Source organism: Micromonospora sp. PRAS1 (assembly GCF_059553435.1).
Genome location: NZ_JCANNB010000014.1, coordinates 15,424 through 35,519, shown reverse-complemented (window position 1 = coordinate 35,519; position 20,096 = coordinate 15,424). Strand labels below are relative to the sequence as shown.

Genomic DNA, 20,096 nt, shown 5'->3' with positions numbered 1-20,096 from the left:
CTCACTGGCCCAGCACCACCCGCGCCATGCCGTCGAGCGCCGGATTGGCCGGATGCCAGTAGCCGGTGTGGCCGTACCGTCCGCTGGGGAAGGTCCGACCGCCGAAGCTCGCCTCGGCCGGGTCGCGCCCGAACCAGCGTTCGTCGCCCGGCCCGGCCAGCAGGTCCGCGATCGTGTTTACCGGAGAGGCACCGAGCACCGCCTGCCGGGCCAGGTCGTCGGGTGGGCGGGTCAGCCGGATCACGTCGTCCGGCGCGGTGCTGGCCCACACCTGCCCCGGCGGGACATTCAGCTCGGCGGCGTGTGCCACGCCGACCCCGGGCGAGCCGACGAAGACCAGCGCGTCCGCGGCGAGCCCGTGGTCGCGGGCGGCGGTGCCCACCACCAGTGAGCCGTAGCTGTGCCCCAGCACGGTCTGCCGGGCCGGCGGATCGTCGTGGGTGGCCCGCAGCCCCTCCTGGAACCGGTGCAGCGCGTCGCCCGCCGCGCGGGCCTGCCCGTCCCGGGCCGCCTCGTGGAGGAAATCCGGGGCGTCGTAGTCCAGCCAGAGCACCGCCGAGGTCTCCTCGCCCGGCGCCAGCTCGGCGCAGCGGGACAGCACCCGGGCCGCGCGCCCCAGCTCGTCGGTGGCGTCGTCGAGCCCGGCGGTCATCCCCGGTACGTAGGTAAGTACACCGGCGGCCCGGTCCGGGTTGCCGAGCGCCACCACCGTCCGCCCTTCGCCGCCGGTGTCCAGCCCGAGCAGGTAGGCGCGGGGTGGCTGATCCGAGGCCAGCCGGGCGGCGAGCGCGTCCAGGCCGGCCAGGGCGGCATCGACGCGGCGCAGCCCGGACAGCTCGACCGGCCCGCGCGGCACCCGGGCCAGCAGCCGGTCCCACTGGGCTAGCAACTCCTCCCGCCGGACCCCGAGCAGCAGCCGGTTGGCCTGGTCACGAGCGGCGGCCGGTACCCCGTCCAGACCGGCGACCAGCTCCGGTTCGTGCCCCACCAGCCAGCGCCGTTGGGCCGGGGTGAGCCCGGCCCACCAGCGGTTGACCAGCGCGGGGTCGCTGCCCGGCGCGGGCCGGTGCGGTCCGGGCGCGGCGACCCAGCCGGAGCCGGCGTCCGCCGCCAGCTGCCCGAGGCGCTCGGCGGCCTCCCGATCGGCGGCGGTGGCCAGCGCGAGCGCGCCGTGCACGGCGGCGGAGACCGGGATCACCGTGGGGCCGGCAAGGTCGGCTCGCACCCGGCTCGGGTCGGGGCGGGCCCGTCCCCACCTGTCGATCAGCACCCCGGCGGTGTCGGCAAGCGCCACCGCCGCGGCCAGCCGGGCCCGGGCGGCCGCCAGCCGCGCGGCGAACTCAGCGAGGACCTGGTCGACCTCGATCACGGCCGGCACGAGCGTGACCAGCTCGGCGCGCAGGCCGGTGAGCCGGGACCCGGCTGAGCCGGCGGCCCGGCCCGACCAACCCGAGCGCAGCGCCGTCGCGCTGTCGACCAGCTCGTCGGCCCGCCGCTCGGCCGGCCCGGCCAGGCTCGCCCAGGCGGTGCCGGTGGCTCGCCAGGCCGCCGGATCGACCGAGCTGAGCTGCGCGTAGCCGACAGGTGCAGGGTCGCTCACCGGAACAGCTCAGACAACCGGGTGGCGGCCCGCGCGTCCACCGACTCGTACGCCCCGGCGGCGGCGCGCAGCGCGGCACCGGTGTCCACGATCCGGCCGCCGAGCCGGGCGGACCAGCCCTGCACCGCCTCCTCCAGGACGGCCAGCGCCGCCGCTGCCGACCAGCCCGGTGCCGGCGCGGTCAGCCCCGGCACGCCGGCCACCAGCCCGTGCGCCAGCCGATGGCCGGTGTCCCCGAGCGACCGCCCGATCCGGTGCAGCAGCTCCGGCTGCACGGTCAACTCCTGCTCGGTCATCCGCCCTCCCCGTACCCCTGACACCTGCGCCGACGACGCTAGGTCGCGCCGGGTGCCGGGGACGTGCCCTGTGGACAACGGGCGGCGGGCGTACCCCCGGTCTGTCCACAGGCGTTGCCCGGGACGCGGCGGGCGGCTATCTTGCGGCCTCCGCGCCGGTAGGGTGGGCCGGGTGATCGTCGCTGTCGGTATCGACGTGGTGCTGGTCGACCGGTTCGCCCGGGCGCTGGACCGCACGCCGCCACTTGTCGACCGGCTGTTCACCGCGGCCGAGCGGTACACCGCAGCCGGCGCGCCCCGGTCGCCCGAGTCGATGGCGGCCCGCTTCGCCGCGAAGGAGGCGGTGGCCAAGGCCCTCGGTGCGCCGACCGGGCTGCGCTGGCACGACTGCGAGGTCGTGCCGGACGCGGACGGGCGGCCCTGGCTGGCTGTCTCGGGCACGGTCGCGGCGGCGGCCACCGAACGCGGCATCAGTCGTTGGCATCTCTCGCTGTCGCACGACGGTGGGATCGCCTCCGCCATGGTTGTGGCGGAGGGCTGAGCGTCGGACGCGCCCGGGGCGCGGGGAACGAGGTCGGGAATGAGGCCGGTCTGGCGGGTGGCGGACGTGCGGACGGCGGAGCAGGCGCTGATGGCCACGCTTCCGCCCGGCACGCTGATGCAGCGCGCCGCCGCCGGGTTGGCCCGCCGCTGCGCGCTGCTGCTGGCCGAGCGGGGTGGGGTGTACGCCGCGCCGGTGCTGCTGCTCGTGGGCTCCGGTGACAACGGTGGCGACGCGTTGTACGCCGGTGCCCGCCTGGCCCGGCGCGGGGCGGCCGTGTCGGCGTTGCTGTTGCGCCCGGACCGCGCCCACGCCGAGGGGCTGGCCGCGCTGCGGGCCGCCGGTGGCCGGGTGGTGGACCGCCCGCCGGCAACGGTCGACCTGGTGCTCGACGGGATCGTGGGCATCGGCGGCCAGGGTGGGCTGCGGGAGACCGCCGAGCAACTGGCGGCGAGCCTGGTGCGGCACCGGGGGCGCGATGGTGCCCGGGCGACGGTGGTCGCGGTGGACGTGCCCAGCGGGGTGGCGGTGGACACCGGTGCGGTGCCGCTTACCGCGTCCGGCCGGCCCAACGCCGTACGGGCCGACGTCACGGTGGCCTTCGGCGCGCTGAAGCCGGCCCTGGCGGTCGGACCCGCTGCCGCGCTGGCCGGGCAGGTGGAACTGGTGGACATCGGGCTGACGCCCTGGCTGCGGGGCAGCCCGGCGCTGCGGGTGGTGGAGTTGTCGGACGTGGTCGACTGGTGGCCCCGGCTCGGTCCGGCCGCGGAGAAGTACACCCGGGGCGTGGTCGGGTTGGCCACCGGCTCGGCGACGTACCCGGGCGCGGCGGTGCTCTCTGTCGGTGGCGCGTTGGCCGGGCCGACCGGCCTGGTCCGCTACGCCGGCAGTGCCCGGGACGAGGTGCTGCGCCGACACCCGTCGGTGATCGCGTCCGGCCGGGTGGTCGACGCGGGCCGGGTGCAGGCCTGGGTCTGCGGCTCGGGGCTGGGCACCGACGAGCAGGCCGCCGCCGAGCTGCGGGCGGTGCTCGCCGCGCCGGTGCCGGTGGTGCTGGACGCCGACGCGTTGACCCTGCTGGTGGACGGCTCGCTCGCGGACCAGTTGCGGCGGCGCGACGCACCCATCGTGGTCACCCCGCATGATCGGGAGTTCACCCGGCTCTGTGGCGAGGAGCCCGGCGGCGACCGGGTCGCCGCCACGCTGCGGCTGGCCGCCTGGATGAACGCCGTGGTGCTGCTCAAGGGGGACCGCACGGTGATCGGCACGCCGGACGGCCGGGCGTACGTCAACCCGACCGGCACTCCGGCACTGGCGACCGGGGGAACCGGCGACGTACTGGCCGGACTGCTCGGTTCGCTGCTCGCCGCCGGGCTGCCGGCGGAGCGGGCCGCCGCCGCGGCGGCGTACCTGCACGGGCTGGCCGGTCGGGAGGCGGCCCGGGGCGGTCCGGTCACCGCCCCGGACGTGGCCGCCGCGCTGCGTCCCGTGCTGGCCCGGCTGCCCTGACCCCCCGCCCGCCCCACCCGGTCTGGGCGGGGTTGGCCTGGGGTGATCAGCGCGGAAAGTAGGGTGGGGGCATGTGGCAGGCCGAGGTACGCGTGGATCTTGACGCGATCCGGGAGAACGTCAGCCGGCTCTGCGCCGGCACCACCGCCGAGCTGATGGCGGTGGTGAAGGCCGACGGCTACGGGCACGGCATGGTCCCGGCGGCCCGGGCCGCGCTCGACGCCGGGGCGGCCTGGCTGGGCGTCTGCACCCTGGACGAGGCGCTGACCCTGCGCGCCGCCGGCATCGACGCGCCGGTGCTGGCCTGGCTGCTCGTGCCCGGGCTGCCGCTGCACGCCGGCGTCGCGGCCGACGTGGACCTGGGAGTGGCGAGCCTGCCGCAGCTCGACGAGATGATCGAGGCGAGTCGCCGGGCGGGCCGCCCGGCCCGGCTGCACCTGAAGATCGACACTGGGCTGGCCCGGGGCGGCGCGACGGTCACCGACTGGCCGGCCCTGCTCGACGCCGCCGCCAAGGCACAGGCCGACGGCCTGGTCGAGGTGGTCGGGGTGTGGAGCCACTTCGTGTACGCGGACATGCCCGGTCACCCGACCACCGACCGGCAGTTGGCCGTCTTCCACGAGGGCCTGGCGATGGTCGAGCGGGCCGGGCTACGCCCGCGCTACCGGCACCTGGCCAACTCGGCCGCCACGCTGACCCGGCCCGACACCCACTTCGACCTGGTCCGGCCGGGGTTGGCCGTCTACGGCCTCTCCCCGGTGGCCGGGGAGACCTACGGGTTGCGTCCGGCGATGACCGCCCGCGCCCGGGTGATGCTGACCAAGCGCGTGTCGGCTGGCTCCGGCGTCTCGTACGGCCACACGTACACCACCGAGGGCGAGGCGAACCTGGCCGTGGTGCCGCTCGGCTACGCCGACGGAGTGCCGCGACACGCCTCGAACGCCGGGCCGGTGCAGCTCGGCGGCCGTCGGCGGATCATCTCCGGGCGGGTCTGCATGGACCAGTTCGTCCTCGACTGCGGCGACGATCCGGTGGCCGCCGGTGACGTGGTCACCCTCTTCGGCGACGGCGCCGACGGCGGACCCACCGCCGACGACTGGGCCGAGGCGGTCGACACGATCAACTACGAGATCGTCACCCGGTTCGGCAGCAGCCGGGTACCGCGGGTCTATGACGGTGAGTAGTCGACAGCTGATCCCCCGGCCGCGTACCGCTGCCGGGAAGGCGGCCGGTCTGGTCGGCGCCGCGCTCGGGGTGGCCGCCGCGGTCACCGCCGCCGGGGTCGCCACCGAACGTGCCCTGGTCCGCCGGCTGAAGGCCGACCCCACCGACCCGTACGCCGACGAGGTCTTCGGTGCGCAGCGGTACGACGCGGCGTACGAACTGGAGATGCCCGACGGCACCGACATCCACGTCGAGGTGGTCGAGCCGACCCGGCCGGTCGCGGGCAACCCGACGGTGCTGCTGGTGCACGGCTTCTGCCTGGACATGGGCACCTTCCACTTCCAGCGCAAGCTGCTCGCCGAGCGGGGCGAGCACCGGATCGTCGCGTACGACCAGCCTGGGCACGGCCGCTCGGGGCGGCTGGAGAGCGGCGAGTACGACCTGGTGGCGCTCGGGCACACGCTGCGTCGGGTGATCGACGAGGTGGCGCCGGAGGGTCCGCTGGTGCTGGTCGGTCACTCGATGGGCGGCATGACCATCATGGCGCTTGCCGAGCTGTATCCGGAGATGTTCGGCGACCGGGTGGTGGGCACCGTGCTGATGGCCACCTCGGGCGGGCTGATGGCGGAGACGAAGCTGGTCGCGCCGGCCCTGCTCGGCCGGGTGGGTGGCCCGGTGCTGCACGTGGCCGGCAGCGTCACCCGGTACGGCGGCCCGGTGATCGACCGGGCCCGCCGCTCGACCAGCAACGTGGCCTGGCTGCTCACCCGCAGGTACGGCTTCGGCACCCCCCGGCCGAGCCCGGCGCTGGTCTCCTACGTGGAGGCGATGAACTCGCGTACCTCCGCCGACACGGTGACCCGCTACCTGCGCACCCTGGCCACGCACTCCCGGTTCCCGGCGCTGGCCGCGCTGGAGGGGACGCCGGTGCTGGTGATCGTCGGTGACAAGGACATGATCACACCGATGACCCACTCGGAGGAGATCGTCCGGCGCCTGCCGCACGCCGAGTTCGTCAAGATCCACGATAGTGGGCACGTGGTGATGCTTGAGCACGCCGACGAGGTAAACGCCGCACTGATCGGCTTCCTCGACACCTGTGAGGGGGCACGGCGGTGATCCGGGTCGAGTTGCCGACCGCCGCCGACACGCACGCCTTCGGTCGGCGGCTTGCCAGCCTGCTGGGCCCCGGCGACCTGGTGCTGCTCACCGGCCCGCTGGGCGCCGGCAAGACCGCGTTGACCCAGGGGGTGGGTGCCGGGCTGGGGGTGCTCGGTGACGTCACCTCGCCGACCTTCGTGATCGCCCGGGTGCACCGGCCCGACCCGGCGGCCGGGCGGGGGGTGCCGCTGGTGCACGCCGACGCGTACCGGCTCGGCGACGCGGGCGACCCCCGGGCCGAGATCGACGACCTCGATCTGGACGCCTCGGTCGACGAGTCGGTGACGGTGGTCGAGTGGGGTGAAGGGCTGGTCGAGCAGCTGGCCGAGGCGCACCTGCGGATCCGGCTCGACCGGCGGGAAGACGACACCCGGGTGGCGGAACTGGAGCCGGTCGGCGGCGACTGGGCACGACGCCTGGCGGCCCTGGGCTGAGCGCTGTCGTACCCACTGCCTACAGTGCCCGCAGACGATCCGACCGGAAAGGCCGCCGATGCCCGACGATGTTGCCACCCTGGACCTGCCGGCACTGCTGCCGGAGGAGTGGCGGGCGGCGCTCGCCCCGCACCTCGATCCGGCCCGCACGGCCGCGCTCGGCGAGTTCGTCGCCCGGGAATACGCCACCGGCACGGTCTTCCCGCCGGTCGAGGACCTCTTCTCGGCCTATCGGCACTTCGCGCCCGTGGACTGCCGGGTGCTGATCCTGGGCCAGGACCCCTACCACCGCGCCGGCCAGGCGCACGGCCTCAGCTTCAGCGTGCGCGAGGGGGTGTCGGTGCCGCCGTCGCTGCGCAACGTCTTCAAGGAGCTGGGCGAGGACCTGGGCGTGCCGAAGCCGCGCAGCGGCAATCTCGACGGCTGGGCGGCGCAGGGTGTGCTGCTGCTCAACTCGGTGCTGACCGTGCGGCAGGGCACCCCGGGCTCGCACGCCAACCGGGGCTGGGAGGAGTTCACCGACGCCACCATCCGGGCGCTCGACGCCCTGGGGACGCGTGTGGTGTTCCTGCTCTGGGGTGGCTACGCGCGCAAGAAGGCGGCGCTGGTCACCAACCCACGGCACGTGGTGCTGGAGGCGGGTCACCCGAGCCCGATGAATCCGCGTGGCTTCCTGGGCAGCCGGCCGTTCAGCGCGGCCAACAAGGCCCTCGCCGATGCCGGCCTGCCCACCATCGACTGGGAGCGCACGGCCGGCTGAGCGGTCGGCCTGGCCTGTGGCGTGGTCAGGGCGTTGCGGGCGGGCCGGCCGCGCGACTGCGGTAACGGCGGAGCAGTTCGGCCGCGCGCGGCTCGGTCAGCTCGACCTGCACCAGCGGCACCACCTGGTAGCTCCGCTCACCGTGCCGGATCTCGATCGAATCGGGCAGCTCGTCGCACATGCTTGCTCGCAGCTCGCCGTACCGGGTCAACCACCGGTGCGCGCCGGGCTCCTCCGGCTCCACGTGCAGGCCGCCCCACTCGCTCCACCGCTCGTTCCAGCGTTGCGCGTAGGCGGAAATCAGCCACGCGGTGAAGGCGGCGGAGTCCCGCCAGCGGACAGCGATCTCGACCCCGTCGGCGGGTACCGGCGCGCCCTGGAGAACCGCTGCGGTGCTGCCGGTGAGCAGATACCGCAACTCGCCGAGCGCGCGCTGCATCCGGTCCAGCGGCAGGTCCTCGATCCGGTCGGCCAGCGGCCGTGCGGCCATCTCAGCCAACCGGTCATCGAGGTGTGCGTCGAGTGGCTCGACCGTCACCGTGAGCTGCCGCTCCAGCGCCTCGAAAACCCGCTCCACCAACTCGATACTGGGCAGGCGTTTTCCCTTTTCAAGGTTCGCCAGGGTGCTCTGGCCTACGCCGGCCAACTCGGCCAAGGCGCGCTGGGTCAGTTGCTGGTTGCCCCGCTCCCGGCGAAGAGCGGCGGCGATCTGTTCCGCGAGACGGCCTCCGGTCATCCCCGGATGGTGGCCCACACCGCATCGCGCGTGTCCACAGAGACGGATTCACGTCAGTCCGGAGCCGCAGCCAGTGAGAGAAAAAAGAGACCGGCAACAGGACTGACGCCCTGCTGCCGATCTCTCTAGTGCCGTGATTTCACAGCGAAATAAATATTTCACTGTGAAATCACGGCACCTGTACCAATCGCTCCGGTCGGCTTGGCCGTTGGTAGCGGGGGTTACCGGGCGGCGAGCGCCTCGGTCGCCGGGATCCAGCTGCTCTCGTCGTCGACGTCGGTCACCTTGACGGACTCCGCGATCCTGGTCATCTCCGCGGCAGAAAGCTCCCCGGTGTTCTGCACCTGCACCTGCACGGTGCCCGCCGCGTTCCAGACGTTGCAGAACGGCGTGCTGGCATGCGGGTAGCACCGCGTCCCGCCGGCCTCGGCCTGCTGGTTGGAGTTCGTGCTGGGCGTGACGAAGATGCTGAAGCTGCCCGGGACCGGTTCGCCGTCGGCACCGCCGTACGGCTGGGTCAGTCCGGTGGCCGCCGGGGCCGGGTTGGCGAAGGTCGCGCCGCCGTGGTCGCCGTCGTCGGCTGCGGCGATGCCGTTCAGACCGGGCAGGGCACCCGAGCCGATCTCGATCGGGGTGTAGCCGGCGGGCACGTAGCCCACCCGGAAGGGCAGCCTGGCCGGCGTCACCGGGCTGGGCTTGAGCGCGGTGACCAGCGCCGACAGGTCCTCGATGGAGGGGTCGGGGCCGGTGGCGAAGGCGGTGACGACGGCCCACGCGTCGTCGGCGTACTCCCAGGCCAGCTGCCGGCCCGGCGGGTCGATGGTCGACTGGACCGCCCGGTGCCCGGCCACCGTCAGCGGCGTGCCGTCGGTGATCCCCGACGGGTCGAACGCACCCGGCCGGTAGAGCGTCAGGTACGCGAAGTGCGCTCCGTCGGCCTCCGGGGTGCGGTCTCTGCCGGGGCGTCCCTTGCGGGCCTGTTCCCGCTCCTTCTCCATCTCCTTCTCTTCCTCCGGGGTGACCGACCCGTACCTGCTGGTCTTGCCGATCTGGTACACCGGCGCGATCTGGTAGGCGGTGGAGGCCACGATCGGGTCGTGCACCCGGAACTTGCCGGCCTCGAACGCGGCGAAGGTGAAGCTGAACGCCGGGGCGTCCGGCCACGAGGCGTCGGTGCTCTGGCCGGCACCGGCGACGATCGTGGTCGACTGGTCCGGCGTGGCCAGGGTGGTCGACGCTCCCGACGTGGCCGACGTCAGCGCGAACGCGCCGGCCACCGCGACCACGACCAGCCCGGCCGCACCGGCGGAGGCGAAGCCGGCCCGGCGGCGACGTTCGGCCCGGCGGCCGGCCGCGATGATCTCGTCGGCGCTGAGCGCCAGTGGTGGCTCGTCCTCCGTCACCGCGTCCACGACCTCATGCAACTGCACTTTCCCACTCCTCAACTCGATCTCCATTGAGACTGATCCGGTCTGTCGCGAGCAGCGCACGGAGCTTGGCGAGCCCGCGCGAGGTCTGGCTCTTTGCTGTCCCGACGTTGCAGCCCATGACCTGGGCCGTGTCCTCCAGGCTCAGCCCCAGGTAGTGCCGGAGGATCACGGCGGCACGCTGGCGGGCGGGCACGGCGGCCAACGCCGCCCTGATCCGCAGCCGCTCGTCGGTCACGCCGTTCGGGTCACCCATCGGGACGTCCGGAACGGCGTCACCGGCGGACCGCTCCCGTCCCCGGCGCCAGGGCTTGCGGGTCTCGTCGACGGCGGCCCGGTACACCATGGTCTTGACGTACAGGTCCGGCCGGTCCAGCTTGCGCCAGCGCGGGTAGAGCTTGATCAGCGAGTTGGCGACGGCGTCCTCCGCCGCGTGCCAGTCCCCGCAGGTCACGTACGCCAGCTTGCGTAACGACCCCATCTGGGCCGTCACGAATTCCCGGAACGCTTGCTCGTCTGCGGCCTTCAAATCTGGCCTCCTCCTTCAGGCGGAGGTGGAACGGTGGCAACGAGACCAGGGGTTGCACGGCGAACGAAAGTAGTCGTCCTGTCGCGTTCCGTGGCCGGCCCGGCCGTCATGGGTGCCGTCCGGGAGCGGGCGGCCGTCACGGGCCGGACAGTGGTGCGGCTAGGCTGGTTCATTGTGCTCGTACTGGTGGTGGACAGCTCGACCCCGGCGGTGACGGCGGCGCTCGTCGAGGTCACCGCGAGTGGCGTGACGATCCGGGCGCAGCGGTGCACGGTCGACGCGCGGGCACATGGCGAGCTGCTCGCACCACAGGTGGACGCGGTTCTCGCCGAGGTCGGCGCCCGCCCGGCCGACCTGGGCGCGATCGTCGCCGGGCTCGGCCCCGGCCCGTTCACCGGGCTGCGGGTGGGCCTGGTCACCGCCGCCACCATGGCCCAGGTGCTCGGCGTTCCCGCGTACGGTGTCTGCTCGCTCGACGCGATCGGTCACCCGGCGGCGGCCGGCGAACCGGTGCTGGCGGCGAGCGACGCGCGGCGGCGGGAGGTCTACTGGGCGGTCTACGACGGTGCCGGCCAGCGCCTGGTCGGTCCGGAGGTCGGCGCACCCGGGGTGGCCGCCGAACGGGCCCGGGACCTGGCCGTCACCGCCGCGGTCGGCGACGGCGCACACCGCTACGCCGACATCCTGGGACTGCCCCTGCGACCCGAACCGCGCTACCCGGACGCGACCGCGCTCGCCACCCTGGCGGCCGAGCGGATCCGGGCCGGCGCGCCCGGTGATCCGCTGACCCCGCTCTACCTGCGCCGCCCGGACGCGGTGGCGGCGACCGCGCGCAAGCCGGTCCTGCCATGAGCGAGCTCGGTAGGTTCCGCTGGTGGCACATCGACGAGGTGCTGCCGATCGAGGCGGACCTCTTCGGCGCCGAGCAGTGGTCCGCCGCGATGTTCTGGAACGAGTTGGCCCACGGACACTACTACCAGGTCGCGACCGACGACGACGGCGCGGTGCTCGGCTACGCCGGGCTCGCCGTCGCGCCGCCGGACGAGGCGTGGGTGCAGAACATCGCGGTGCGGCGGGAGGCGCAGCGCGGGGGCATCGGGCGGCTGCTGCTGGAGGCGCTGCTCGCCGAGGCCGCCAGGCAGGGCGTACGCGCCGTGCTGCTGGAGGTCGCGGCGGACAACGCACCGGCCCAGCGGCTCTACGCGACCTACGGGTTCGAACCGATCGGCGTACGCCGTGGCTACTACCAACCGAGCAACACCGACGCGCTGGTTATGCAGCGCATCCAGGACTGAGACTCCCATGGCTGACGAACCACTGATCCTCGGCATCGAAACCTCGTGCGACGAGACCGGTGTCGGCATCGTACGGGGACACACCCTGCTCGCCGACGCGCTTGCGTCAAGCGTGGAGCAGCACGCCCGGTTCGGCGGGGTGGTGCCCGAGGTGGCCAGCCGGGCGCACCTGGAGGCCATCGTGCCGACCATGCAACGGGCGCTGACCGAGGCGGGGGTGACGCTCGCCGACATCGACGCGATCGCGGTCACCGCCGGTCCGGGCCTGGCCGGGGCGTTGCTGGTCGGCGTGGCGGCGGCCAAGGGGTACGCGGTCGCCGCCGAGAAGCCGGTCTACGGGGTGAACCATCTGGCCGCGCACGTCGCCGTGGACACCCTGGAGCACGGTCCGCTGCCCGAGCCCGCGATCGCGCTGCTGGTCTCCGGGGGGCACTCGTCCCTGCTGCTCGTCGACGACCTGGCCCGAGGCGTGACGCCGCTCGGCGCCACCATCGACGACGCGGCCGGTGAGGCGTTCGACAAGATCGCCCGGCTGCTCGGCCTGCCCTTTCCCGGTGGCCCGTACATCGACCGGGAGGCGCGGGCCGGTGACCCGGCGGCCATCGCCTTCCCGCGCGGGCTCACCGCAGCCAAGGATCTCGACAGGCACCGCTACGACTTCTCGTTCTCGGGGTTGAAGACCGCGGTGGCCCGCTGGGTGGAGGCGCGGCAGCGGGCCGGTGAGCCGGTGCCGGTCGCCGACGTGGCGGCCTCCTTCCAGGAGGCGGTCTGCGACGTGCTGGTCGGCAAGGCGCTGGACGCCTGCCGCAGCAGCGGCGTGGAGACCCTGGTGATCGGCGGGGGAGTGGCGGCCAACTCGCGGCTGCGGGCGCTGGCCGAGCAGCGGGCCGCCCGGCACGGCATCCGGGTACGCGTACCCCGGCCCGGGCTGTGCACCGACAACGGCGCGATGGTGGCGGCGCTCGGCTCGCACCTGGTCGCCTCGGGCGTCGCGCCGAGCCGGCTCGACCTGCCCGCGGATTCGGCGATGCCGCTGACCACGGTCAGCGTCTGAGGGAGGACGGCGACGTGATCGTACGGATGTGGGAGGCGCGGGCGGAACCGTACGCGCTCGCCGACCTGATCACCTGGGTCTGCGACACCGCCCTGCCCGAGTTCGAGCACGACCCGCTGCACCTGTCGAGCGAGGTCTTCTCCTCCACCGACCACCGGGTCGTGGTGATCTCAAAGTGGCGTAGCAGCCCCCGGCCGCTGCCCGAACCGCCGGTGATGCTGTTGGCCCGGCCCGCGCACTCGTGGGACTTCACCCAGGTCGACCGCTGAGTCCCGCCGACCGCTGAGCCCTGGCGGCGTGCACCCGTCCAGCGGTCAGCGGATGGTCACCGTGGTGGTGGCGGTGGAGCGGTCGATCTCGCTGGTCCGGGCGCTGATCCGCAGTTGCCAGTCACCGGCCACCGGAAAGTGGATCTCGGCGCTGCCGTGGTGCGGTTCCAGCGCGAAGACGTCGACGGTGATCGGTTCGATGCCGGCCTCGGGCAGGGCGGCGGTGATCGTCCACTCGGCCACCGGCAACTCCTTGGCCTGCGGCGTGTAGACGTAGGCGTGCAGGCTGTTGGCGGTGCCGGCGACCGCTGGGTAGATGTCGAACTGGAGGGTGAACAGGTCGGTGGTGAGCGACTGCGCCACGCCCTCCCGGGTCACCCCGTCGGCCGCCGTGCCGGCCGTACGACCGGGCGGGGTCTGCACCAGCACGGCGGTCAGCGCCAGCACCACCGCGGTCGCGGCGAGTTCGACACCGGCCGCCCGGGCGACCCAGCGGGGTCGCAGGCCGGCGACCCGCCGCCGGATCAGCCGCCGCTGCCAGGCCGCCACGGCCAGGACCCCGGCCAGCAGCGCGGCCTTGGCCAGGAGCAGCCGTCCGTACGTGCTGCCCAGTAGCGCCGACGGCCGGCCCAGTTCGATCGCGGCCTGGACCAGGCCGGCGGTGACGAGCCAGGCCACGGCCAGCGTGGCCCACCTCGACCAGGCCGGCAGGATCCGGGCGAGGACCCGCTCGTGGGTGCCCCGGAGCAGGAAGACGGTGAGCACGAGCAGCCCACCCAGCCAGATGGTGACCCCGGCGATGTGCACGGTGGTCAGGACGATGCTCACCGGCGGCACCGGCGAGGCCACCGGATGCCCGCCGAGCGGCCAGGTGAGCAGTCCGGCGACGCCCACCGCCGCCAGCGTGCCGGTCCGCCCACGCCCGGCGGTGCCCCGGGTGACCGCCGGCAGCAGCGCTGCGGCGAGCGCGATCAGGGCCAGGCGTACGGCCAGCACCAGCCCGATGTCGGTGTCGGCGACCGCGCGCAGGTCGGTCAGGGAGAGTTTCCCGACCGGCGCGCCGACCACCTGGGCGGCCTGCCCGATCCAGGTGCCCACGGTGGCGGCCGCGACCAGGCCGAGCCCGACCAGCGCCATGATCGTCGCGCCGCGCCGGGAGCGCCGCCGGGGCCACAGCGCGGCGGTGAGCAACGGCGGGCCGACCGCCAGCAGCAGGCCCAGGTAGCCGAGGTACTTCGCCACCGGCACCAGCACCCCGGCCGGCGACTCGGCTCCGGTGTCGGCGGGCAGCGGCGGGGTGGCCGACGGCGCGCCGGCGGCGAAGGTGAAGCTGCCGGCGATCGGATGGCTGTCTGCCGAGATGACCCGGTAACTGACCAGGTAGGTGCCGAGCGGCCGGTCGGAGGCCCGCAGCGCGATCCGCATTGTCGAGTTGCGGACCTCCGGATCGCCGACGTTGATCCGCTTGCCGTCGGGTGCCAGCACCTGCACCCGACCGGGCACGGCGGCGATCGGCTCGCTGAAGGTCACCAGCACCTCACGGGGTGCGTAGCCGAGCACCTCGTCGCGCTGCGGGGTGGTGCTCACCACGACGGCGTGCGCCGCCGCTGGTCCGGCGGGGACCAGGGCGGCGCACAACGTGGTCAGGATCAACCCGAGCAGGACAACGGCCCGGGTACGCACGGCCATCGGTGGGTGACTCAGTTGCGACGGAACAGGCGGTACGTGAGGAAGCCGCCGACGCCCAGCGCGCCGAGGAAGATCGCCCAGATCACGGTGTTGCTGATGCCCACCTGCGGGGCGCTGTTGGCCTGCGCGGCGGCGATCAGCCCGTCCTCGCCCGGCGCGGGAAGCACGGCGGGCGGCAGTTCGGCATAGCGGACCAGACCGGTGCTCTCCAGCAGCAGCATGTGGTCGCTGACGAACTTGTTTGTGGCGTTCGCCAGGTCCCGGATGACGTCGTTGCGGGTGCTGCCCCGGACCGCGGTGACGACCGGGAGGATCGAGCCGTGGGCGACCCGGAGCCGGGTGACGAAGATCTGGTCGAACTGGGCGCCGGTGGCGTTCTTCATCTCCGTCAGCCACTGCTGCTGCTGGGCGGACGGCACGGTCGGGATGGTCGCGCCAAGTTTGTTGGCGGCCTCCACGGTGAGTCGGTCCAGCTCCTCGTGCTGCCGGGCGATTTCGGCCCCTACCTCCCGGACCACCTGCGACTGCCCCTTCTCGGCGGCCATCTGCCCGGCGGGCATCTCCCAGAGCCCGGCCAGCCGTACCCCGTCGAGCAGGGCCTGGTCGGCGGCGGCGAGTTGTTGACCGGCGGGCGCGGCCAGCGCCGCCCCGGGCAGCACGACGAGAGCTGCGGCGATCGTGGTGAGCAGCACCGCCAAGCGACGGGACCGGTTGCCCTGACGGCGACGAGCGGAATCCAGCGGTGCCATGTCTGCGGCGCCTCCTCGGACGAGAACCGATCATCTACGTGACGGGCCCGCACCCCGTCGGCCGCCCGTCCGCACACTGGTACGGATTGTCTGGCTGATCAGTTCATCGTTTCCGGAATCGGCTTTCGCCCCGCTGGCGGCCGAGGTCAGCCGATGTCGAGGGGGTCGGCCAGCAGCCGCTCGAAGGCGAGTTCGGCGGCACCGATCAGCGGGGCGTCCTCACCGAGCTTCGGCGTACGCAGCCGGACGTGCTCCAGGCAGGCGGGCAGTCCGTTCGAGTTCAGCCGGCTGCGGACCTGGGCGGCGGCGGCCAGGTAGAGGTCACGCATCGTACCGCCGAAGATGACCATCTCCGGGTTGAAGATGTTGATCAGGTTGGCCACGCCGAAGCCGAGCCAGTCACCGGCCTGGCGGACCGCGGTCTGGGCCCGCGCGTCGCCACGGTCGGCGGCGTCGAAGACCGCCAGCATCGCGTCCCGACCGCGCGCGTCGGACCGGCCGGCGGCCCGGAGCAGCCCGTGCTCGCCGATCTCGGTCTCCCAGCAGCCCCGGTTGCCGCACTCGCAACGGGCACCGTCCCGGGCCACCACCATGTGCCCGACCTCGCCGCTGTAGCCGCCGTGCCCGGTAAGCCGCCGTCCGCCGGCGATGATCCCGGCACCCACGCCGACGTCGCCGTAGAGGTAGATCACGTTGTCGCAGCCGGCCGCCGCGCCCCGGGCGTGCTCGGCGAAGGCCGCCACGTCGGCCACGTTCCCGACGCTGACCGGCACGTCGACGCCGAGTTCGGTGCCGAGTGCGGCGCCGATCGGCTCGTCCACCCAGCCGGTGGTCGGGCCGAGCCGGACCAGGCCATCGTCCCGGCGCACCATCCCGCAGACCGCCACTCCGGCGCCGACGCAGACGGCACCCTCCGGCAGCCCGTACCGCATCTCCTTGACCGCCCCGGCCAGCAGCGGCGCGGCCTCCGTCGCGGTCAGGCCGCGCGGCCGGTCCAGCTCCCGTCGGTCCAGCACGGCACCGCCGAGACCGACCCGCGCGGCCCGCAGCCGGTCCACCTCGATGCTGCACGCGTACGCGAAGATCCGGGCCGACTCGGGCCGGACGACAAGCGACGGTCGCCCGGCCCGGCCGGTCTCCCTCGGCGCCCCCTCTGTCACCAGGCCGGCCGCGGCGAGGTCGGCGGTGAGCGCGCCGATGGTGCTCCGGTTGAGCCCCAGCGTGTTGGTCAGCTCGGCACGGGTGGTGGCACCGTGTACGTGCACGTGGCGCAGCAGGGCACCGAGGTTCTGTCGACGGATCTCGTCCTGGCTGGGTCCTGCGCGCATGGGGCTTTACTACCTTCGGTGGTGCGGATCAGCGGTTGCCGGTGGCGGCAGCTCGTCGTCGGGACAGCGCGTCGACGCTGGCCGCGAGGAGCAGGACCACACCGGTGACCACGTACTTGACGCCGGAGCTGTAGCCCATCAGGCCCATCCCATTGTCGATCACCGCCACCACGGCGCCGCCGAGGACCGCGTCCAGCACCCGGCCCTTGCCGCCGAAGAGGCTGGTGCCGCCGATCACCGCCGCGCCCACCGCGTAGAGCAGCACGTTGCTGCCGCCGGTGTTCGGGTCGACGGAGTTGGCCCGGCTGGCCGCTACGATGCCACCGATCGCGGCCATCGTGGAGCAGATCACGAAGACCGAGATCCGGATCCGGTCCACGTTGATGCCGGCCCGGCGGGCCGCCTCCTTGTTGCCGCCGACCGCATAGATGTGCCGGCCGTAGCTGGTCCGCTGGAGCACGAAGGTCCAGAGCACCAGCAGCACCGCGATGATCGGCACCACGATCGGTACGCCCTTGAGCGAGCTGATCAGCACGTTGCGGCTGCGCTCCAGGTTGAGCACGTAGACGGCGACACCGAGGACGACGGCCAGCACGCCGATGCGGGCCAGCACCATGGCCATCGGGTCGTTGACCAGACCTCGCGCCGCGCGCTTCTGGTAACGCAGCAGCTGCACCGCGGCGAAGCCGGCGACCGCGAGTGCGGCCAGGGCCCAGCCCAGCACCGGCGGAAGGTTGCGGTTGGCGATCGCCACCAGCACCGGGTCGCGGACCGAGATGTTCCGCCCCTCCTCCATCAGCAGCAGCACCACGCCCTGGAAGGCGAGGAACCCGGCGAGGGTGACCACGAACGAGGGGATGCCGACCTTGGCGACCAGGAAGCCGAGCGAGGTGCCGATCACCAGGCCGGTGAGCACGGCGGCGAGCACCGCGACGTACCACGGGTGGCCCAGGACGGTCACGACGTTGGCCAGCACCGCCGCGCAGACGCCGCTGGCGAAGCCGGCCGAGAGGTCGATCTCGCCGAGCAGCAGCACGAAGACCAGGCCCATCGCGATCAGCGTGACCGCCGCACCCTGGGTGAACAGGTTGGCGAAGTTGCCCGCGGTGAGGAACGACGGCCGCATGATCGAGAAGATCGTGCAGAGGACGATCAGTCCGGCGACCGCAGGCAGCGCGCCGATGTCGCCGCCGCGTACCCGGCTCCAGTAGCCCCGGGCATGGCTGCCGATGGTGGGTGTCGATCCGACGGCGGCCGGTCCCTCCTGCTTGACGGCGGTGGTACTCATGCCATCCCTCCGCTGTGCTGCGGGCCGGCATAGTTGCGGCGTTGATGATTCGCTCGCTGGTGCTCGCTCATGCCATCCCTCCGGTGCGGTCGGCCGGCGTCGAGCCGTTGCCGTTGGCGCCCGTCTCGGCGGTGAGCCCGAGCGCGCCGGAGCGACCGGCGGTGATCAGCTCGACCACCTGGGCGTGGGTGATGTCGGTGGTCTTCACCTGGGCGACCATCTGGCCGAGGTAGAGCGCGGCGATCCGGTCTGAGACGGCGAAGACGTCGTTCATGTTGTGCGAGATGAGCACGACGGCCAGGCCGTTGTCGGCCAGCCGGCGGACCAGTTCGAGCACCTGGGCGGTCTGCGCGACGCCGAGCGCGGCGGTCGGTTCGTCCAGGATCACCAGCCTGCTGTTCCAGAGCACCGCCTTGGCGATTGCCACCGTCTGGCGCTGGCCTCCGGAGAGGCTGGAGACGTGCTGGCGCAGCGACTTGACGGTGCGTACGGAGAGCCCGGCCAGGGTCTCCGCGGCCAGCTGTTCCATCGTCGGCTCGTCGAGCACGATGCCGCTGCGCTTCTCGCGGCCGAGGAACATGTTCTGCACGATGTCGAGGTTGTCGCAGAGCGCGAGGTCCTGGTAGACGACCTCGATGCCGAGCGACGCGGCGTCACGCGGGCTGTTGATGCTTACCGCTCGGCCGTCGAAGAGAAACTCGCCGGCATCGGTGGGGTGGATGCCACTGATGCACTTGACCAGGGTGGACTTGCCGGCGCCGTTGTCGCCGACGAGCGCGGTCACCTCGCCGGGGTAGGCGGAGAGGGCAACGTCATGCAGGACCTGGACGGGACCGAAGCTCTTGTCGATCCCGCGTAGCTCCAGCAGTGGAGTCGCGGACACGGGGTCTCCTTGTTTCACGTAGGGAGAACGGGGCCCGTCCAGCGGCGTCGCGCCGCCCGGCACGGGGTTGCCGTGCCGGGCGGCGCCGCCTGGGCGGGTACGGTCAGCTGATGCCCGCGTCGGTGCAGAGCTTGGCGAACTCCCCGGTGCAGATCTCTTCCTTGGTCACGTAGCCGTCGGCGATGACGTCCTTGACGTTCTCCTTGTAGATCGCCGCCGGGGTGAGCAGAACGGAGGGCACGTCGCGGCCGGTCTCCGGGTCCTTCACCGTCTGGCCGGTCTCCTTGCGCTCGCCCTTGGCCAGCGCGATGGCCAGCTCGGCGGCGGCGTCCGCCTCCTTCTTGACCGCCTTGTAGACGGTCATGCACTGGTCACCGGCGAGGATGTTCTGCAGCGCCTGCGGGTCGGCGTCCTGGCCGGTCACCGGGACCTTGCCGTTGAGGTTGTTCTTCTTCAGCACCGAGATGGCGGCGTTGCCGAGGCCGTCGTTGGCCGACAGCACCCCGTCGATTTTGCCGCCGGCCTTGGTGAGCTGCTGCTCGAAGATGGTCGCGGCCTGCGCGTTGTCCCAGTCCGGCACCGAGTCGTCGGCGACCTGGGTGTACTCGCCGGCGTCGAACTTCGGCTTGAGGACCGAGTCGTAGCCCTCCTTGAACAGGGTCGCGTTGTTGTCGGTCGGCGAGCCGTTCAGGTACGCGATCGCCGGCTTCTCCACCTTCGCGTCGGTGAGGCACTTGACCAGGCCCTCGCCCTGGAGCTTGCCCACCGCGACGTTGTCGAAGCTGACGTAGTACTCCGCCGAGCCGCCGAGGGTGAGGCGGTCGTAGTCGATGGTGGCCACGCCCTGCGACTTGGCCTTGTCGAGGACGGCCTTGCCGGTGCCGGAGTCCAGGTTGACGATCATCAGCACGGTGACGCCACCGGTGATCATCTGGTCGGCGAGGGTCTGGAAGGCGTTCTTGTCGCCCTGCGCGTTCTGGATGTCCGACTCGACGCCGGCCGCGTCGAACGCCTCCTTGAGGAACTTGCGGTCCGCGCTCTCCCAGCGGACCGAGGACTTGCTGTCCGGCAGGATCACGCCGATCTTCGGAGTCTTGTCGGAGCCGCCCGATCCACTGTCGGATTCGTCGCCGCAGGCCGTCAGGCTGCCGAGGGCCAGCAGGCCCACGGTGCCGACGGCGAGGAAGCCCTTGCGCATGTGCAGGGTCCTTTCAAGGGGTGGGGGATGGTGTAGGCGTGTGTTTTGTTGTGCCCGGCAACGTATTCCGCGTCACAGTGACAGCACAAGAGCGTGGCGGGCCCGAGTTTGTTGGGGGCAGTAACAATTCGGCAACGTCGCTGAGACCGACCGCCGGTAGGCGGCCCGGAGCAGGCGTCGGTCGGG

General features: G+C 72.9%; 21 protein-coding genes. 10 read left to right on the top strand and 11 right to left on the bottom strand.

Translation table 11 applies throughout. The annotated features are described in order from the left end of the window. Nucleotide 1 precedes the first annotated feature (1 nt). Both AC507J_RS15425 and AC507J_RS15420 read right to left on the bottom strand, forming a co-directional pair. Complete coding sequence (locus AC507J_RS15425) at nt 2-1,600, bottom strand: alpha/beta hydrolase (protein WP_496289851.1); 1,599 nt, start codon at nt 1,598-1,600, stop codon at nt 2-4. Further along, nucleotides 1,597-1,896 (bottom strand): hypothetical protein, encoded by a 300-nt coding sequence (locus tag AC507J_RS15420; protein WP_496289850.1) that lies wholly within the window; start codon nt 1,894-1,896, stop codon nt 1,597-1,599. Before AC507J_RS15420 ends, AC507J_RS15425 begins: the two co-directional genes overlap by 4 nt. A 172-nt stretch (nt 1,897-2,068) precedes the next feature. Here AC507J_RS15420 and AC507J_RS15415 point away from each other — a divergent pair, with 172 nt between their 5' ends. From AC507J_RS15415 to ung, 6 genes are all read left to right on the top strand, one after another. Next, nucleotides 2,069-2,437: a holo-ACP synthase gene (locus tag AC507J_RS15415; RefSeq protein ID WP_496289849.1), complete on the top strand. Its 369-nt coding sequence runs from the start codon at nt 2,069-2,071 to the stop codon at nt 2,435-2,437. Between the two features lie 39 nt (nt 2,438-2,476). Beyond that, the gene (locus tag AC507J_RS15410; RefSeq protein WP_496289848.1) at nt 2,477-3,946 is read left to right on the top strand and encodes an NAD(P)H-hydrate dehydratase; all 1,470 of its coding nucleotides are present in this window, start codon (nt 2,477-2,479) and stop codon (nt 3,944-3,946) included. Between the two features lie 71 nt (nt 3,947-4,017). Beyond that, on the top strand, nt 4,018-5,130 hold the full coding sequence (gene alr / locus AC507J_RS15405; protein ID WP_496289847.1) for an alanine racemase: 1,113 nt from the start codon (nt 4,018-4,020) through the stop codon (nt 5,128-5,130). Beyond that, entirely contained in the window at nt 5,117-6,229 is a 1,113-nt protein-coding gene (locus tag AC507J_RS15400) for an alpha/beta fold hydrolase (RefSeq protein ID WP_496289846.1), read from the top strand. The genes alr and AC507J_RS15400 overlap by 14 nt, the downstream gene beginning before the upstream one ends. Then, nucleotides 6,226-6,705 (top strand): tRNA (adenosine(37)-N6)-threonylcarbamoyltransferase complex ATPase subunit type 1 TsaE, encoded by a 480-nt coding sequence (gene tsaE, locus AC507J_RS15395; RefSeq protein ID WP_496289845.1) that lies wholly within the window; start codon nt 6,226-6,228, stop codon nt 6,703-6,705. Before AC507J_RS15400 ends, tsaE begins: the two co-directional genes overlap by 4 nt. A 58-nt stretch (nt 6,706-6,763) precedes the next feature. Then, nucleotides 6,764-7,465 (top strand): uracil-DNA glycosylase, encoded by a 702-nt coding sequence (gene ung, locus AC507J_RS15390; protein WP_496289844.1) that lies wholly within the window; start codon nt 6,764-6,766, stop codon nt 7,463-7,465. Nucleotides 7,466-7,490: 25 nt separating this feature from the next. Here the strand turns inward: ung and AC507J_RS15385 are convergent, their stop codons facing one another. From AC507J_RS15385 to AC507J_RS15375, 3 genes are all read right to left on the bottom strand, one after another. Then, complete coding sequence (locus AC507J_RS15385) at nt 7,491-8,201, bottom strand: helix-turn-helix domain-containing protein (RefSeq protein WP_496289843.1); 711 nt, start codon at nt 8,199-8,201, stop codon at nt 7,491-7,493. Nucleotides 8,202-8,422: 221 nt separating this feature from the next. Next, entirely contained in the window at nt 8,423-9,631 is a 1,209-nt protein-coding gene (locus AC507J_RS15380) for a hypothetical protein (RefSeq protein WP_496289842.1), read from the bottom strand. Then, complete coding sequence (locus AC507J_RS15375; RefSeq protein WP_496289841.1) at nt 9,618-10,157, bottom strand: SigE family RNA polymerase sigma factor; 540 nt, start codon at nt 10,155-10,157, stop codon at nt 9,618-9,620. Before AC507J_RS15375 ends, AC507J_RS15380 begins: the two co-directional genes overlap by 14 nt. A gap of 174 nt (nt 10,158-10,331) precedes the next feature. Between AC507J_RS15375 and tsaB the strand changes: the two genes are divergently transcribed. From tsaB to AC507J_RS15355, 4 genes are read left to right on the top strand one after another with little or no spacing between them, the layout of a single operon-like run. Beyond that, the gene (tsaB, locus tag AC507J_RS15370) at nt 10,332-11,009 is read left to right on the top strand and encodes a tRNA (adenosine(37)-N6)-threonylcarbamoyltransferase complex dimerization subunit type 1 TsaB (RefSeq protein ID WP_496289840.1); all 678 of its coding nucleotides are present in this window, start codon (nt 10,332-10,334) and stop codon (nt 11,007-11,009) included. Next, nucleotides 11,006-11,452, top strand: a complete 447-nt coding sequence (gene rimI, locus AC507J_RS15365; RefSeq protein ID WP_496289839.1) for a ribosomal protein S18-alanine N-acetyltransferase — start codon at nt 11,006-11,008, stop codon at nt 11,450-11,452. Before tsaB ends, rimI begins: the two co-directional genes overlap by 4 nt. A 7-nt stretch (nt 11,453-11,459) precedes the next feature. Next, nucleotides 11,460-12,506, top strand: coding sequence for a tRNA (adenosine(37)-N6)-threonylcarbamoyltransferase complex transferase subunit TsaD (gene tsaD, locus AC507J_RS15360; protein ID WP_496289838.1), 1,047 nt, complete (start codon nt 11,460-11,462; stop codon nt 12,504-12,506). Nucleotides 12,507-12,520: 14 nt separating this feature from the next. Next, complete coding sequence (locus AC507J_RS15355) at nt 12,521-12,775, top strand: hypothetical protein (protein ID WP_496289837.1); 255 nt, start codon at nt 12,521-12,523, stop codon at nt 12,773-12,775. A gap of 45 nt (nt 12,776-12,820) precedes the next feature. On the opposite strand, the gene AC507J_RS15350 is transcribed toward AC507J_RS15355, so the two are convergent. The 6 genes from AC507J_RS15350 to AC507J_RS15325 form a co-directional block, all read right to left on the bottom strand. Beyond that, nucleotides 12,821-14,464 (bottom strand): copper resistance CopC/CopD family protein, encoded by a 1,644-nt coding sequence (locus AC507J_RS15350; protein ID WP_496289836.1) that lies wholly within the window; start codon nt 14,462-14,464, stop codon nt 12,821-12,823. A gap of 11 nt (nt 14,465-14,475) precedes the next feature. After that, the gene (locus tag AC507J_RS15345) at nt 14,476-15,213 is read right to left on the bottom strand and encodes a DUF4142 domain-containing protein (protein WP_496289835.1); all 738 of its coding nucleotides are present in this window, start codon (nt 15,211-15,213) and stop codon (nt 14,476-14,478) included. A 146-nt stretch (nt 15,214-15,359) separates the two neighbouring features. Next, nucleotides 15,360-16,541, bottom strand: a complete 1,182-nt coding sequence (locus AC507J_RS15340; protein ID WP_496289834.1) for an ROK family protein — start codon at nt 16,539-16,541, stop codon at nt 15,360-15,362. Between the two features lie 28 nt (nt 16,542-16,569). Beyond that, nucleotides 16,570-17,829, bottom strand: a complete 1,260-nt coding sequence (locus tag AC507J_RS15335; protein WP_496289833.1) for a sugar ABC transporter permease — start codon at nt 17,827-17,829, stop codon at nt 16,570-16,572. A gap of 67 nt (nt 17,830-17,896) precedes the next feature. Then, on the bottom strand, nt 17,897-18,712 hold the full coding sequence (locus tag AC507J_RS15330) for an ATP-binding cassette domain-containing protein (protein ID WP_496289832.1): 816 nt from the start codon (nt 18,710-18,712) through the stop codon (nt 17,897-17,899). A gap of 103 nt (nt 18,713-18,815) precedes the next feature. After that, on the bottom strand, nt 18,816-19,910 hold the full coding sequence (locus AC507J_RS15325) for a sugar ABC transporter substrate-binding protein (RefSeq protein ID WP_496289831.1): 1,095 nt from the start codon (nt 19,908-19,910) through the stop codon (nt 18,816-18,818). Between the last annotated feature and the right edge of the window lie 186 nt (nt 19,911-20,096).